Here is a 14,732-nt window from a genome sequence, read left to right on the forward strand (position 1 = left end):
GCTATTCTCCTCGGAGTACTTCGATGGGGCGGATACGGGCGGTCAGCAGTGCCGGAACAAGGGCACCAATGATTGCGACGGCGAACACGGCTGCGATGCCCGCCGCAAGGACACCGGGGGAGACACTGGCGGTAACCGAGGTGAGCAGTTGGGAAGCGCCGCCGAACGCGCCGCCCCGGCCACCAAAGCCCCCGCCCCCTGGGACCGCGCCATTTGGCACGGCACCGGCGAGGCCGCCCGCACGTTGGGTGGGTGCCGCCGTCGTGCTGGTATTCGAACTGATCAACGCCGAAGCGATGCCACCGCTGGCGAAGGACGCGATGACGGCGCCCACCACGCTGCCCATGGCAACAAGAACCAGGGACTCCAGGACAAACTGCAGGCCGATGGTGCGGTTCGGGGCGCCGATGGCTTTCAGCACGCCGATTTCACGACGACGCTCGCGGACCAGCATGACCATGATGAGCAGGATGATGATTCCGGCCGTCGCGAGAGCTGCGATGAAGGCGACCAGAGAGATGTTCTTGACGCTGTCCAGGGAGCTGACTGCGGTTTCCAGGTTCCGCTGGCCTTGGGTGACATCTGCTTTGTCCGTTCCGAGGGCGTTCTGGACCGCGGTCTTGGTGCTGTCCACGTTCTCCATGCTGTTGACCGTGACAATCATGGTGGAGAGCTCATCGGGTGTGGCTGCCAGGGTCTGGGCTTCAGGAAGTGTCACGTAGACGGCGTTGTTGCCGAAAGTGGTTCCGGCGTCGAAAATTCCTGCCACGGTGAAGGTCTTGTCCTGGATGGTGAAGGTGGACCCAACGGCCAGACCGTTCTTTTCGGCCAATGACGTGCCCACCAGTGCCTTGTCCGACGCCGTGGTGTAGTCGCCCAGGCCGCTGCCGCCGGTGATGTTCAATGCCTTGCCGGTGCTGTCCACCTCCGCGCCGATGCCGGTGGCCGTGATCGGAAGGGCGCGTGCCGGCTGTGTTCCCGTTGCACCGGTCGATCCGCTGGCGTTGTTCCGGTTGCCCAAGGTGCCGGCGTCGATGGCAGCAGTGAGGCTGGTGCTGACCGATGCCTGCTGTCCGCCGGGACCGAAGCCACCGGCTTGCCCGGACTGCTGGGCGGTGCCGGCGGAACCGGATGTGGCGGTTTGCAGGCGCAGGGCCTTCGTGCCTACCACCGACGTCACGTTGGTGACCGACGCAGCTGTCTGGGCTTGCGTCGTCGTGAGCGGTTCACCGCCGCCTTCGAAACCCTGCCCGCCAGCGGGGTTCACCGTCAAGGTGGTGCCCACCGAAGCGTTGAGCTCCTGCACCTTGGCGCCGACGGCCTGGTTGGCCACGAGCATGGCCAAGGCCAGGCCGATCGCCACAGCGAGGACGGCGACCACCGCCGCTGTTCTGATTTTGTTGCGGAAGGCGTTGCCTACGCTTCGGGCAAGGACGCTCACGTTTCTCCTTTGACCTGCAGGTTTGTGGGCCCACTGGTCGCGGGCTGCAGGTCCAACATTGCTCAGCGCTGCTGTGCGGCACACCAGCCAAAGCTATGCGTGGGCTGTGAAAGACCACACGGACACAGCAAAAAGCCCCGGCCCGCCTGCTGGCGGACCGGGGCTTCCCGTAAAGAGGTGTTACTTGGTGATCGGCCCAAGTACCGGATCGTCGACGTAAGCCGTCTTGACGTTCTCCTTGGTCACGATCTGCGGCGGGAGAAGGAAGGCCGGAACGGTCTTCACGCCGTTGTTGTAGGAGTCCTTGTCGTTGATCTCCAGCTGCTTGCCTGCCTGCAGGTCCTTCACCATGGTGATGGCGTGCTCAACGAGCTTGCGGGTGTCCTTGTTGATGGTGGAGTACTGCTCGCCAGCCATGATCGACTTGACGGACTCAACCTCGGAGTCCTGGCCGGTGACGACCGGGAGCGGCTTGCCTGCACTCCGGACGGAGGTCAGTACTGCACGGGCCAAGGTGTCGTTCGGGGACAGGACGCCGTCCAGGGCCGCGGTGCCGTAGCTGCCCGAAAGCAGTGAATCCATGCGCTTCTGGGCGTTTTCAGGCTTCCAGCCCTGGGTAACAGCCTGCTCGAACGAGGTCTGGCCGGAAACAACCTTGAGGGTGCCGTCGTCGATCTTCGGCTTCAGGACGCTCATGGCGCCGTTGAAGAAGACCTTGGCGTTGGCATCATCGGGGGAGCCGGCGAAGAGCTCGATGTTGTACGGGCCGCTGGCCTTCTTGGCCTTCATGCCGTCCAGCAGGGCCTGGCCCTGGAGGACACCAACCTTGAAGTTGTCGTATGCCACGTAGTAGTCCACGTTGTCCGTGTTCAGGAGAAGACGGTCGTAGGCGATCACTGTGGCGCCGGAGTCCTTGGCCTGCTGGAGCTGCGTACCCAGCTGGGCGCCGTCGATGGCTCCCACAATGATGACCTTGGCACCCTTGGTGACCATCGCGCTGATCTGGTTCTGCTGCTCGGACACGCCGCCGTTGGCGAACTGGACGTCGGCCTTGAAGCCGGCGCCGGTGAGGCCATCGTTGAACAGCTTCTCCGCGAGGACCCAGTTTTCACTGGTCTTCTGCGGAAGGGCGACGCCGATCAGCGAGTCCTTGGGGAACGCTTCCCCGCCTCCTGTGCTGCTGCTGCTTGAGCCGCTGTCCGTGCGGCCGCAGGCCGTCAGCGCCAGTGCCGCGATGGCAGCGACTGCTGCTGCCTTTCCTGCTTTACCAAACATTCGCATATCTTGGTTCACTTTCTGTGTGGGTGGGGTGGAGCGAGTCTTCTGCGTGGAGAAGTTTGTGGCGGAAAGCTCAGGCTTCCTTGGAGATGACCTCTTTGGTGGACGTGACTTCGTCCGGCTTGAGCTCGTTGTTGTTGCGCTGGAAGTTCTTCAGCAACAGGCCAGTGATGGAACGCTTGCCCTGGGACTTGTTGTAGACATCGAAGGCAACGGCTGCCAGGAGCACCAGGCCCTTGATGATCTGGGTGAGGTCGGCACCGACACCCAGGAGCTGGAGGCCGTTGTTGAGGACCGCCATGACCAGGCCACCGACGATTGAGCCGATCACAGTACCAACACCACCGGTAACGGCGGCGCCACCGATGAAGACGGCTGCGATGGCGTCCAGTTCCCAGCCGACACCGTCGAACGGGCCCGATGCCGTGGAGCGGCCAACGAAGATCATGCCTGCCAGACCTGCCAGCACGGACATGTTCATCATGACCATGAAGTTGACCTTCTTGGACTGGACACCGGACAGCTCGGCTGCGTGGCGGTTGCCACCCACGGCGTAAACGTGGCGGCCCAGGACTGTCTTGTCTGCGATGAAACCGTAGATGAGCACCAGGACCGCGAGGATCAGGCCCGGAATGGGGAAGGACGTTCCGGGGCGGCCGGTGGCAAACAGGTACGTGGCGTAAAGGATGGCGCCGCAGATCAGGACCAGCTTGGTGACTTCGACCCAGAGTTCGGGAACGTCGGCGCCGAGGGCTTTGTTGGCAGCGCGGGCACGGAGGGACATGATGATGACGAACGCGGCGGCAACGATACCGAGGAGCAACGTGAGGTTGTTGAATCCGGTGTTTGGTCCGATTTCAGGCAGGTAACCGGAGCCGAGGAACTGGAAGTCTTTGGAAACGGGGATGGTGTTGGACTTGCCGACGAACTGGTTGAAACCGCGGAACAGGAGCATGCCCGCCAATGTCACGATGAACGCGGGGATGCCCACGTAGGCCACCCAGAACCCTTGCCAGGCGCCGATCACAGCACCCAAGAGCAGGCCGAAGATGACGCCGGCCCACCAGGGGAGTCCCCAGTCGCGCATTGCAAGGGCCACGAATACGCCCACGAAGGCTGCCACGGAGCCTACGGACAGGTCGATGTGGCCGGCGATGATCACCAGGACCATGCCGATGGCCAGGATAAGGATGTAGGAGTTGCCGTTGAACAGGTTGATCACGTTGCCGGGGGTCAACGTGCGGCCGTCCGTGAAGATCTGGAAGAAGACGATAAGTGCCACCAGGGCGAAGATCATGCCGAACTGGCGGGTATTGCCACCAAATAGCTTCTTGAGCGCGTTCATTGTTTTGGTCCTTGTGTCAGGAAGGGGCGGGGCTGGGCCAAAGGGTCAAGCTGCTTTGCGTGAGGAAGTCATCAGCTTCATGAGGCTTTCCTGGCTTGCTTCGTTCTTGTCGAGAACGCCGGTGATGGCGCCTTCGAAAATGGTGTAGATGCGGTCGGACAGGCCCAGGAGTTCTGGAAGCTCCGAGGAAATGACAATCACTCCCTTGCCTTGGTTCGCCAGCCTTTGGATGATGCCGTAGATCTCATACTTGGCGCCGACGTCAATGCCGCGTGTGGGCTCGTCCAGAATCAGGAGGTCCGGGTCCGTGAACATCCACTTGGCCAGCACCACCTTCTGCTGGTTGCCGCCGGAGAGTTTGGCTACGCCTTCCTCAACCGATGGGGTCTTGGTCCGGAGCGACTTCCGGTACTCCTCCGCGACGCTGAACTCCTTGCGGTCATCCACAACCGAGTAGTTGCTGATGGCGCGAAGGTTGGCCGCGACCGTGGTGGTCTTGATGTCGTCCAGCAGGTTCAGCCCGAGCGATTTCCGGTCCTCGGTCACGTAGCCAAGCCCGGCGTCGATCGCGGCGCGGACGCTGCGGATCTGGATCGGCTTGCCGTCCTTGTAGATCTGGCCCTTGATGAAGCGGCCGTACGAATGGCCGAACACCGAGCGGGCCAGTTCCGTGCGGCCGGCGCCCATGAGGCCCGCGAAGCCGACGATTTCGCCGCGACGCACAAAGAAGTTGGAGCCCTTGCAGATGAGGCGGTCCTGGATCTGCGGGTGGCCCACGGTCCAGTCCTTGACCTCGAAGAAGACCTCGCCGATTTTCGGTTCGTGGTCCGGGAAGCGTGACTCGAGCGTCCGGCCGACCATGCCCTTGATGATGCGGTCCTCGTCCACGCCGTCGCGCTTGACGTTCAGGGTTTCAATCGACTTGCCGTCGCGGATGATGGTGATCTCGTCGGCGATCTGCTCGATCTCGTTGAGCTTGTGGGAAATGATGATTGAGGTGATGCCGCGGCCCTTGAGGCCAAGGATCAGGTCCAGCAGGTGCTGGGAGTCCGATTCGTTCAGGGCCGCCGTGGGCTCATCCAGGATCAGAAGCTTCACGGACTTGTTCAGCGCCTTGGCAATTTCCACCAGTTGCTGCTTGCCAACGCCGATCTCCTTGATAGGGGTGTCCGGGTCCTCCCGGAGGCCCACACGGGCCAGGAGTTCGAGGGAACGCTTACGGGCCTCGGCCCAGTCAATGACGCCCCACTTGGTGGGTTCGTTGCCCAGGAAGATGTTTTCCATGATGGAAAGTTCCGGGATCAGCGCCAGCTCCTGGTGGATGATCACGATGCCCGCTGCTTCGCTGGCACGGATGTCCTTGAACTGCTGCGTTTCGGCCTGGTACACGATGTCGCCGGTGTAGCTGCCGTAGGGGTACACCCCGGACAGGACCTTCATCAGCGTGGATTTTCCTGCACCGTTCTCGCCACAAATTGCGTGGATCTCACCGGCCATAACGCGCAGGCTTACGTTCGACAAGGCTTTCACTCCAGGGAATTCCTTGGTGATGGAGCGCATCTCCAACAGGATGGGCTCGCCTTGCGTGTCGAGGGATGTCATCAGCCCTTACGCCTCCAATGCATGACTTCGTTGTCGGCTCCGCAAGCGGCGGAGCTGTCTGATGAAAAAGTAAACTGGATCACCTATCTTGTCGTCAAGACTTGAACGCATGATCCAGCTAACGATTTCGTTACCTACCGGTAATACCGGCGTGTTGGAACACCAATGCGGCCGCTCCGAGGGCTTCGGCGCGGGCTCCTAGTGAAGACATCGCAAGGTGCGTCGTCTCGCCGACCACCGGCACGGCATGGCGCACCAGGCCTCTTCGGATAGGGTCCAGCAGAAGGTCTCCAAGCCCTGCCAACGGGCCGCCGACTACTATCACTTCGGGGTTGATCAGGTTGGAGACATTGCCCAGTGCGCGGCCGACCGCCAGGCCGGCGTCGTCGACTACGCGTTGGGTCGCGGAGTCTCCGGCGAGGCAATTGCGGACGATGTCCAGCGGCGTCAGCAGGGTGTCCTGGCCGCGCCCCAGCAACTCGATCATGGTGGTGGTGGACGCTATCGTTTCGAGGCAACCCCTGTTGCCGCAGCGGCACACCAAGCCATGCTCATGGATGGTCGCGTGGCCGATTTCCCCGGTGATGCCCACGTTGCCGTAATACGGGAAACCGTTCAGGATCAGGCCCGCGCCAATGCCCGAGCCGATCTTGAGGAACATCAGGTTGGAGACCCCGCTGTGTGGGCCCCAGGTCACTTCGGACAACGCGCCCAGATTGGCGTCGTTGTCAACAAAGACGGGGCAGTTCAGGGCCTCTTCCAGCCGGTGGAGAATGTCGATGCCAACCCACTCGGGCAGGATGGCTCCCTGGGCCACGGTGCCCGATCTGCGGTCGATCGGCCCTGGAATGCCGGCCCCTGCACCCACGACGGCTGTGCGGTCGATGCCGTTTTCGCGGAGCAGTTTTTCGAGCAGGCGGACGGCTGCGGCAATGCCCTCTTCTGCCTGATGACCCAGGGGCAATTCAATGTAATCCTCGGCAATGACGTGATACCCCAAGGAAGCCAGGACCACACGGAGGTGGCGGCGTCCAAAGTCGATTCCGACGGCGACGGCCCCGTTGCTGTTCAGCCTCACGTTGGTTGCCCGCCGGCCGGAGCTCGTGGTCGGTTCGGTGGAGACCAAACCGGCGTTCTGCATGATCTTGACGATGTTGGAGATCGTTGCCGTGGAGAGTCCGGTTTGCCGCGAAAGCTCTGCCTGCGTGGATGGCCCACTCAGCAAGCACTCGATGATGCGCTGCTGGTTCAGGTGGCGGAGCGCCGACTGCGAGCCGGGATTTCTTGGGTGGCTCTTCGTTGAGCGCTGCGTTGCGGGCATGACAAGAAGATTGCCCCAGAAGGCATGTTGCAGTCAAGAAGTGAACACAGCGAGTCAAGCTTCACTGACATACTCCAACACAAAGCTGACTGCCAGGCACCCCTTGCAAGGCCGGATATGCGCTCTATTTCCAAGTTTCAAGGCGTAGAGCAGGCCTGGCAACAAAGGGTCGCGTGCAATGAGTCCCGCGTTCGGGGCCCGCAGGTCCAATTGCCCCGGCGCACGCAGCGGAGCCGGGCCTAGGCTTGAAGCAAGAAGATGTTCCTGCCTGCGATCGGCGGGGATCAGGCGAAACAAGGTGGTAATGATGCTGCTAGCAATCCTGCAGGCGAACGCTTCCGTTTTGGATGTGGACGCCAACCTGCGCACTATCGACGACGCAGCCCGGCGCGCCGCCAACGCGGGGGCCGGCCTGCTCCTCACGCCGGAGCTCTTCCCGGTTGGTTACGCTCCGTTGCGCCTGCACGCGGAGTTGGACCCGGCAACGCTCCCGGCGATCCGCGACCGCCTGGCCGGGATTGCCAGCACGCACGGGATTGGCTTGGTCTACAGCCTCCCGGCCCTGGCGCGGGTACAGCGTCAGGACACGCACGACGACGCCGCGGAGCCACCGCACGCTGATGACGCATGGCACATCACGGCTACTTTGCTGGACGCCGCAGGCAACGAGGTCCTCAACTATGCCAAGGTCCACCTCTTCGGTCCCGAAGAGCACAAGGCATTCGTCGGCGCCGAAGAACCTCCCGGCGTCGTGGATTTCAACGGAATCCGCACCTCGATGCTGATCTGCTACGACGTCGAGTTCCCCGAGGCAGTGCGCGCCGCAGCCACCCGTGGTGCCGAACTCCTGCTGGTGCCAACGGCACTGTCAGCCGGATTCGACAACGTGCCCCAGGTACTCATTCGTGCGCGGGCCCTGGAAAGCCAATTGAACGTGGCATACGCAAACCACTCAGGGCATGAGGACGTGTACAACTTCCTGGGTGGCAGCGTGGTGGCCGGTCCCGATGGCTCGCTGTTGGCTGCTGCGGGGGAGGGAGCAGCACTGCTGTTCGCCGAGGTCCGCACGGATACGGTCAAAGCTGCCCGTGACGAAGTCCCTTACCTGCGTGAGCGCAGGCCGGAACTGTACCGGGAGTGGGCGAGCTAGGATCCTGTCCGGATCCGCTTGCGGTGGACGCGGATGAGGTTGGCCAGGGAGACGATGAGCCCGACGGTCAGCACCATGCCGAGGATGGCACCGTTTGCGATGTCGAGTCCAAGCCGGAATCCGCCGTCCGCGGTGTTCTGCAGGTCAAGATGAGCTGCTTTAACGATTCCGTGGCCCGGGAGTGAGCCGGTTGCAAACCAAACGAGCAGCGCCACTCCAAACGCGATGACGATCGACACCCGTAGTTTGGGGGTCAGTGCGGGCAGCTTGGTCACTGTATTGCTCCTTATGGATCGAACGCGGAAAGTGTTCCTGAAGCTTATGATTCATGAGGCTTCCCCCTAGGCGCCAAGTAGGCAAATTAGGTGGTGTAAACGGCAAAAATGAGTGGTGGAAGCTGCTTGCACAGACGAATTCGGCTTCATCTAGGTGGTGCCCCCAGGATCAGCCCCTGCCAATTCGTCCACATACTGCAGCGCGAACCACAGCTCGGCCCGGACCTGCGCCTGGTTGAGGTCCATGTCCAGGAGCTCGCCCAGCACGCCAATTTGCCGCCGCACACTGTTGCGGTGCAGGCCGAGCAGCTTGGCGGAGCCGTCCCAGCTGCCGTTTTCGCTCAGCCATCCCCGCAGGACGCACAACAGCGGATCCCTCCGGTCAGGTTCCAGGACCAGCACCGGTGCCAGCAGGCGCCCGGCAAGCATGGTCCCTGCTTCCCGGCCCAACAACCCGGTAACGGACCAGGTCACTTCATCCACCCGGGCACTCACGCCACTGGAGACCACGCGGCTTCGCAATGAGCTTGCACGCTGGTAGGCCGCTGAGAGGCCATGCAGTTCGGTGGGTTCGCCAATCACCAATCGCCAGCCGAGCTTTTCGACGTCGGCCAACAGGGAGTCGTCCACTTTCAGGCGGGTGATTGCCGCGAAGCCGTACTCGGTGATCTCCACGAGCTTCGTATCGAAGAGCCGGCGCCATTGGAGTACTTCGCGCACGGGACCATCGTCCACAGTCCCCTCTACCCGGACACCCTGTACCACCCTCATCTGGGCGGACCGGGTGGACGACAGGCTCTGGGCCAGCAGATCCTTCAGGCCATTGACGTGTTTCGTTCCGCCGGACACGAGCGACTCCGGATGCAGCAACATCGCCGTGGCCAGTTGACTGGGCGCAAGGGAACCGCTTGTTCGCTGCCGCACGAGTAACTCCAGCAGGCCCACGGCGGCCTGGACCACGTTGTTCTGTGCGGGAGAGAGGGGAGCATCCGAACCAAGGATCAACGCACCGAGGTTGGCGTCCTTGGTGCTGCGGAGCGGGTGCCCGAACACCAAGGCTGAACCTGGTTGTTCAAACCCGTCCATCTCCACGCGCGGACCGCTGCCGGACAGCAACCGCTCGAGCATGGGTGCCAGCAACGAATGTTCGACGCCGGTGCTGCCGCCGGCATTGTGCCCACGGGCACGGACCCGCCCGTCGGCCCCCACCAGCAGTGCCCACACCGGCACCCGTTGCACGAGGGCAGCCAGCAATTCGTGTTCGGGCCGCGGGGAGAGGACCGCGCGCATGAGTTGGCGGTTGGTCTCGGCGAGCTGCCGGAAAACCCGGGCATTGTCCGATTCAAGCAGCTGCGAGAATTCCAAGCCGATGGCCGCGAAAGGAACCGACTCCGGGACCTCGAACAAGGTGAGGTTGTGCGTGCGGCACGCTTCGAGCAGCGCGTCGGGAACGGCGTCGAAATAGGGTCGGATCCCGAAACCGAGCGCAGCAACCTTCGCATCCACCAGTCGCCGGACGTAGGCGTCCACCTTCGCCGCCGAACCACCCTTCCCAAGGAAGGGCAGCCCGGCGGTGAGGAGGAACTCGCCCTCCGGCAGGTAGGGCGTGGGGTCTTCCAGCTCACTGGGTTCCACCCACCTCAGCAACGAGGCGCCGCTGCCGCCGTCGTGAAGCATGGTCAACTCCGGCGGCAGTTGCTCAACGAACTGTTCGAGCGTGACGAAACTGAGGCGGGCGGTGGCGGGCTCAGGCGACATTGCCCTGCCCGGCGGAGGCCGGCTCCTGGTAGTCGGGGCACTCGTAAGCACTGGTGGAGTAGGCGCGCGGGAGGCGCGGCGCTATCCGGTTTATGATTTCGTCCCCGTGGCTGCCGATCGCGGCACCCCAGTCGTCGGCGCTCGCGGCCCCTTTGGCGGGATCACCGAAAAGCACAGCGGTGTCACCGACAGTAATTCCGGCAGCGTCCGGTCCAAGGTCCACCATGAACTGGTCCATGCAGACTTTGCCGATCACGGGGACACTGCGGCCTGCGATGTTCACTACCGAGCGTCCGCTGATGCCCTTGGGAATGCCGTCCGCATAGCCCAACGGGATGAGTCCAAGGTAGCGGGGCTCGTAGGTGATGGCTTGGTGCTCGTAGCTCACGCCTGTGCCTGCGGGGACTTTTTTGACCATCACCAGCGGGGCCGTGACGCTGAGCGCGGGGCGAAGTCCGAAGTCGGCGGGGTCCAGATGGTCGGCCGGAGCCAGGCCGTAAATTGCGAGTCCGGCTCGAACCATATCGAAGTGGAATTCGGGCCGGTCCAGGATGTTCGCAGAGCTCGAAACGTGCCTGAGTTCGGGTGTCAATCCTGCCTCACGGGCCTCGCGGACAGCGTCCTCGAACTCCGCCACTGCGGCGGCGTTGCCCGGGTGCGCGGGAACATCGGCCCAGGCCAGGTGGGTCCAGAGGCCCCGCACGCGCAGGGTGCCGTCAAGCTCCGCTTGCCGTGCCTGCGCCACGAGTTCCGGCCAGTCTTCCTTGCGCGCGCCGCCGCGGCTAAGGCCGCTGTCCAGTTCCAGATGCACGACGGCGGGACGGCCAAGGCGGGCCGCGATGCCTGCCAGCACCTCAAGTTGGCCGACGCTGCCGAGGGAGACGTCGATGTCGTTTTCCAGTGCTTCAAGAATGGTGGCACTTGTCTGGGATGCCAGATAGAGCCAGGAAAGAATGGGCAAGGTGATCCCCGCCTTGCGGAGGGCGATGGCTTCCGTGAGCTGGGCGGTACCCAGCCAGTCGGCCCCCGCGTCTGCTGCCGTTCTGGCAACTTCCACCAAGCCGTGGCCGTAGGCGTTGCCCTTGACCACAGCCATGAAAAACGGCGCTTCAGTGCGCCCTTTCAGGGCTTTGACATTGTCTGAAATAGCAGACAGATCAACGGTGACCTGCCCGGAGAGGACCGCCGTGGCGGGCTCTTGATAGTGTGCATTACGTCTCATGGTTGAACACTATAGGTCATTTTGCACCGTGGTGAGAGGTGGCTCACATGCCAGTCTTGTGGAGGGGAAATCGAAACTACTTGGAAGGGACGTCAAGGGTGACTGTGCCTGTGAACACCGAAAACACTGCGGCGGTGAGTGCTGCCAGGCTGGGCCTGGGAGCCCAGTTGTTGCGTCGTAAGCCCATTGGGCAAATGGTCAGCGAGTCCGGCAGCGGTGAAGGCGGCACTCCGCTGGTTCGCAGCTTCGGCGTGCTGCAACTGACCATGATCAGCGTCGGCGCCACCCTGGGCACCGGCATCCTCGTCATCCTTGGCGAATCCGTTCCACTGGCGGGTCCGGCGATTTGGATCTCCTTTGTCATAGCCGGGCTGGCCGCACTTCTCTCAGCCGTTTCCTACGCCGAAATGGCAGGGCTTGTCCCCGTAGCGGGTTCAAGTTACTCCTACTCCTACGCCACCATGGGCGAAGGAATGGCGTGGATCTGTGGATGGTGCCTCGTCCTCGAATACGCGGTCTCCGTAGCAGCCGTTGCCGTCGGGGCCGGACAATATGTCAACGAGACCCTGGCAGCCTTCGGGCAATTCCTTCCCGACGCGTTGTCGCAGCCGCCGGGGGACGGGGGCCTGGTCAACGTACCCGCCGTGGTGATCGTGGTCTTCGCCATGATTCTCCTGGTCAGGGGTGCCCGCGAGAGTGCGTGGATCAACACGGCAATCGTCATCATCAAGGTTGGCATCCTGATCTTCTTCTGCGCGGTGGCCTTCACGGCGTTCAACGCAGGCAACTTCGAGCCACTCCTGCCCATGGGTGCCGCCGGTGTTTCGGCCGCCGCCTCAAGCGTGTTCTTCTCCTACATCGGATTCGACGCCGCCTCCACCGCCGGTGAAGAGGCCAAGAACCCCAAGCGCGACCTGCCCAGGGCCATCATGCTCTCCATGGTGATCGTCACCAGCATCTATGTCCTGGTCTCAGTGGCGGCAATCGGTGCCCGTCCTTGGGGATGGTTCGACGGTACCGAAGCGGCACTGGTTCAGATCCTGCATGAAATCACGGGCCAGCCCTGGATTGCCCTGGTCTTTTCCGTCGGCGCTGTGCTGGCGATCGCCAGCATTGTCCTGACAGTTCTCTACGGGCAAACCCGCATCATGATGTCCATGTCCCGCGACGGCATGGTGCCCAAAATCTTCGGCCGGGTCTCCAGCCGGACCGGCACCCCGGTGGCCGGAACGCTCATCATTGGTACCGCCGTCGCCCTCACCGCCGGCTTGGTGCCGTTGGGAGCGCTCGCTGACGCCACCAGCATCGGCACACTCTTCGCCTTCGCGCTGGTAAACATCGCGGTGATCTACCTTCGGCGGAACCGTCCGGACCTTGAGCGCAGCTTCCGCGTCCCGCTGTATCCCGTCACGCCGATCCTGGGTGCCCTGATGTGTGCCTACCTGATGCTCAACCTTGGTGCCGACACCTGGATCACCTTCGGTGTCTGGATGCTGGTGGGCATCGCCATCTACTTCGGCTATGGACGCCGGAACTCCAAGGTAGCCGCGCTCAGCGAGCAGGACTACCGTGAACTGACAACCAGGGCCATGGGCCCGGAACCTGTGAAAGCAGCAAAGCCATGACCATCGCTACCGAACTCCCACTCGCAGACGCGGCCGCTGAGGCAGGTGACCGCGGCACCGGGGATCCGATCACCATGCTGAACCCGGACTTCCCCTTCAGCTACGACCACTACCTGGCCAACCCGGCCGGACTCGGGACAGTCCCGGAAGAGAAGTACGGAACCGAGGTGGCCGTCATCGGTGCCGGGCTCTCCGGACTCGTGACTGCCTACGAACTCATGAAGCTTGGCCTTAAGCCGGTCATTTACGAGGCCGACCAGATCGGCGGCCGGCTCCGGACAGCCAGTTTCCCCTCTGCTCCCGGCGTCGTGGCCGATCTCGGTGGCATGCGCTTCCCGGTGTCCGGCAGGGCTTTCTACCACTACGTGGATCTGCTGGGCCTGGAGACCAACGACTTCCCCAACCCCATGGCGCCGGCAACGTCCAGCACCGTGATCGAACTTGCTGGCAAGAAGCACTACGCCACCACTGCTGACGAACTGCCCGAGTTCTTCCGCGAGGTCGCAGACGCTTGGAAAGCCGCGATCAACGACGGCGCAGCCTTCGCTGAGATGCAGGAAGCAATCAAAGCGCGCGACACCAAGCGGATCAAGGAACTGTGGAACGCCCTCCTTCCGGAGTTGGATGAACAGACCTTCTATGGCTTCATCGCGGCCAGCAAGTCGTTCAAGGAAGCCGGGTTCGCGCACCGTGAGGCGTTCGGCCAGGTAGGTTTCGGCACGGGTGGCTGGGACACCGATTTCCCCAACTCCATCCTTGAAATCCTGCGCGTCGTGTACACCGACGCCGATGACCGGCACCGCTCCATTGCGGGAGGAGCGCAAAGGCTCCCCGAGGCACTGTGGAACCACGCGCCGTCGGGCATTAAGCACTGGCCGGAAGGCACCTCGCTGGCCTCGCTGCACTCCGGTTCGCCCCGCGGGGCGGTGGACAACATCCGCCGCGCGGATAACGGTGACCTTGTGGTCCGGGAGAACTGGGGGCGCGAAGCCAACTACCAGGCTGTGGTGACCACCTGCCAGTCCTGGCTGCTCTCCACCCGCATCCACACTGAAGAAGCGCTCTTCCCGGCTGAGATGTGGACCGCCATTGAACGCTCGCACTACATGCAGTCGTCCAAGACCTTCGTGATGGTTGACCGCCCGTTCTGGAAGGACATCGACCCGGAGACCGGCCGCGAAGTGTTGTCCATGACTCTCACCGACCGCCTCAACCGGGCAACGTACCTGCTCGACGACGGCCCGGACAAGCCCGCTGTCATCCTCCTGTCTTACACCTGGAATGATGATGCCCTGAAGTGGCTCGCGCTCACTGCGGAGGAGCGTGTGAAGCTGATGCTGCACTCGCTGGAGCAGATTTACCCGGGCGTGGATATTGCCAGCCACATTGTGGGCCAGCCCATTACGGTGTCCTGGGAAGCCGATCCGAACTTTATGGGTGCTTTCAAAGCGAACCTGCCCGGGCATTACCGTTACCAGCAGCGCCTGTTCACGCACTTCAAGCAGGACAAGCTGCCCCAGGACCAGCGCGGCATCTTCCTGGCCGGCGACGACGTGTCCTTCACGGCAGGATGGGCAGAAGGCGCCGTGACCACGGGCCTGAACGCGGTGTGGGGCGTCGTGAACCACCTGGGTGGATCTTCCGCTGCCGGGAACCCTGGTCCGGGTGACCTGCTGGACGAGCTCGGTCCGATCTCGCTGGACTAATACCCTCTA

At 62.9% G+C, this 14,732-nt stretch carries 11 protein-coding genes; 3 read left to right on the plus strand and 8 right to left on the minus strand.

What is annotated here, in order from left to right; translation table 11 throughout:
• Position 1: 1 nt before the first annotated feature.
• From ACFVSI_RS20465 to ACFVSI_RS20485, 5 genes are all read right to left on the minus strand, one after another.
• Positions 2–1,441, minus strand: a complete 1,440-nt coding sequence (locus tag ACFVSI_RS20465; protein WP_387827835.1) for an ABC transporter permease — start codon at positions 1,439–1,441, stop codon at positions 2–4.
• A 180-nt stretch (positions 1,442–1,621) separates the two neighbouring features.
• Positions 1,622–2,722, minus strand: a complete 1,101-nt coding sequence (locus ACFVSI_RS20470; protein ID WP_387827838.1) for a substrate-binding domain-containing protein — start codon at positions 2,720–2,722, stop codon at positions 1,622–1,624.
• A gap of 70 nt (positions 2,723–2,792) precedes the next feature.
• Positions 2,793–4,064 (minus strand): multiple monosaccharide ABC transporter permease, encoded by a 1,272-nt coding sequence (mmsB, locus tag ACFVSI_RS20475; protein WP_262277754.1) that lies wholly within the window; start codon positions 4,062–4,064, stop codon positions 2,793–2,795.
• 45 nt (positions 4,065–4,109) lie between these two features.
• A complete protein-coding gene (gene mmsA, locus ACFVSI_RS20480) occupies positions 4,110–5,666 on the minus strand; it encodes a multiple monosaccharide ABC transporter ATP-binding protein (protein ID WP_262277755.1) in 1,557 nt (518 codons plus the stop codon).
• A 130-nt stretch (positions 5,667–5,796) separates the two neighbouring features.
• Positions 5,797–6,987, minus strand: a complete 1,191-nt coding sequence (locus ACFVSI_RS20485; protein ID WP_387827842.1) for an ROK family transcriptional regulator — start codon at positions 6,985–6,987, stop codon at positions 5,797–5,799.
• A 304-nt stretch (positions 6,988–7,291) separates the two neighbouring features.
• Here ACFVSI_RS20485 and ACFVSI_RS20490 point away from each other — a divergent pair, with 304 nt between their 5' ends.
• Positions 7,292–8,137, plus strand: coding sequence for a carbon-nitrogen hydrolase family protein (locus ACFVSI_RS20490; RefSeq protein WP_387827845.1), 846 nt, complete (start codon positions 7,292–7,294; stop codon positions 8,135–8,137).
• Here the strand turns inward: ACFVSI_RS20490 and ACFVSI_RS20495 are convergent.
• The 3 genes from ACFVSI_RS20495 to alr all read right to left on the minus strand — a co-directional run bounded on the left by ACFVSI_RS20495 (position 8,134) and on the right by alr (position 11,392).
• Positions 8,134–8,412, minus strand: a complete 279-nt coding sequence (locus ACFVSI_RS20495; protein WP_387827848.1) for a hypothetical protein — start codon at positions 8,410–8,412, stop codon at positions 8,134–8,136. The two genes, ACFVSI_RS20490 and ACFVSI_RS20495, sit on opposite strands and share 4 nt — an antisense overlap.
• A 150-nt stretch (positions 8,413–8,562) precedes the next feature.
• Positions 8,563–10,170: a PucR family transcriptional regulator gene (locus ACFVSI_RS20500; RefSeq protein ID WP_387827851.1), complete on the minus strand. Its 1,608-nt coding sequence runs from the start codon at positions 10,168–10,170 to the stop codon at positions 8,563–8,565.
• Complete coding sequence (gene alr, locus ACFVSI_RS20505) at positions 10,160–11,392, minus strand: alanine racemase (RefSeq protein ID WP_387827854.1); 1,233 nt, start codon at positions 11,390–11,392, stop codon at positions 10,160–10,162. Before alr ends, ACFVSI_RS20500 begins: the two co-directional genes overlap by 11 nt.
• A 110-nt stretch (positions 11,393–11,502) precedes the next feature.
• Between alr and ACFVSI_RS20510 the strand changes: the two genes are divergently transcribed.
• On the plus strand, positions 11,503–13,017 hold the full coding sequence (locus tag ACFVSI_RS20510) for an amino acid permease (protein WP_387827857.1): 1,515 nt from the start codon (positions 11,503–11,505) through the stop codon (positions 13,015–13,017).
• A complete protein-coding gene (locus ACFVSI_RS20515) occupies positions 13,014–14,723 on the plus strand; it encodes a flavin monoamine oxidase family protein (protein WP_387827860.1) in 1,710 nt (569 codons plus the stop codon). The genes ACFVSI_RS20510 and ACFVSI_RS20515 overlap by 4 nt, the downstream gene beginning before the upstream one ends.
• Positions 14,724–14,732 lie beyond the last annotated feature (9 nt).

The sequence above is a fragment of the Paenarthrobacter sp. NPDC057981 genome (assembly GCF_042886835.1).
Taxonomy (GTDB): Bacteria; Actinomycetota; Actinomycetes; order Actinomycetales; family Micrococcaceae; genus Arthrobacter.

What these genes read in the sequence shown, in the direction of transcription:
- mmsA (WP_262277755.1), bottom strand. Translation starts at nt 5,666, where the DNA reads ATGACATCCCTCGACACGCAAGGCGAGCCCATCCTGTTGGAGATGCGC.
- ACFVSI_RS20470 (WP_387827838.1), bottom strand. Translation starts at nt 2,722, where the DNA reads ATGCGAATGTTTGGTAAAGCAGGAAAGGCAGCAGCAGTCGCTGCCATC.
- ACFVSI_RS20490 (WP_387827845.1), top strand. Translation starts at nt 7,292, where the DNA reads ATGATGCTGCTAGCAATCCTGCAGGCGAACGCTTCCGTTTTGGATGTG.
- ACFVSI_RS20515 (WP_387827860.1), top strand. Translation starts at nt 13,014, where the DNA reads ATGACCATCGCTACCGAACTCCCACTCGCAGACGCGGCCGCTGAGGCA.
- mmsB (WP_262277754.1), bottom strand. Translation starts at nt 4,064, where the DNA reads ATGAACGCGCTCAAGAAGCTATTTGGTGGCAATACCCGCCAGTTCGGC.
- ACFVSI_RS20500 (WP_387827851.1), bottom strand. Translation starts at nt 10,170, where the DNA reads ATGTCGCCTGAGCCCGCCACCGCCCGCCTCAGTTTCGTCACGCTCGAA.
- ACFVSI_RS20485 (WP_387827842.1), bottom strand. Translation starts at nt 6,987, where the DNA reads ATGCCCGCAACGCAGCGCTCAACGAAGAGCCACCCAAGAAATCCCGGC.
- alr (WP_387827854.1), bottom strand. Translation starts at nt 11,392, where the DNA reads ATGAGACGTAATGCACACTATCAAGAGCCCGCCACGGCGGTCCTCTCC.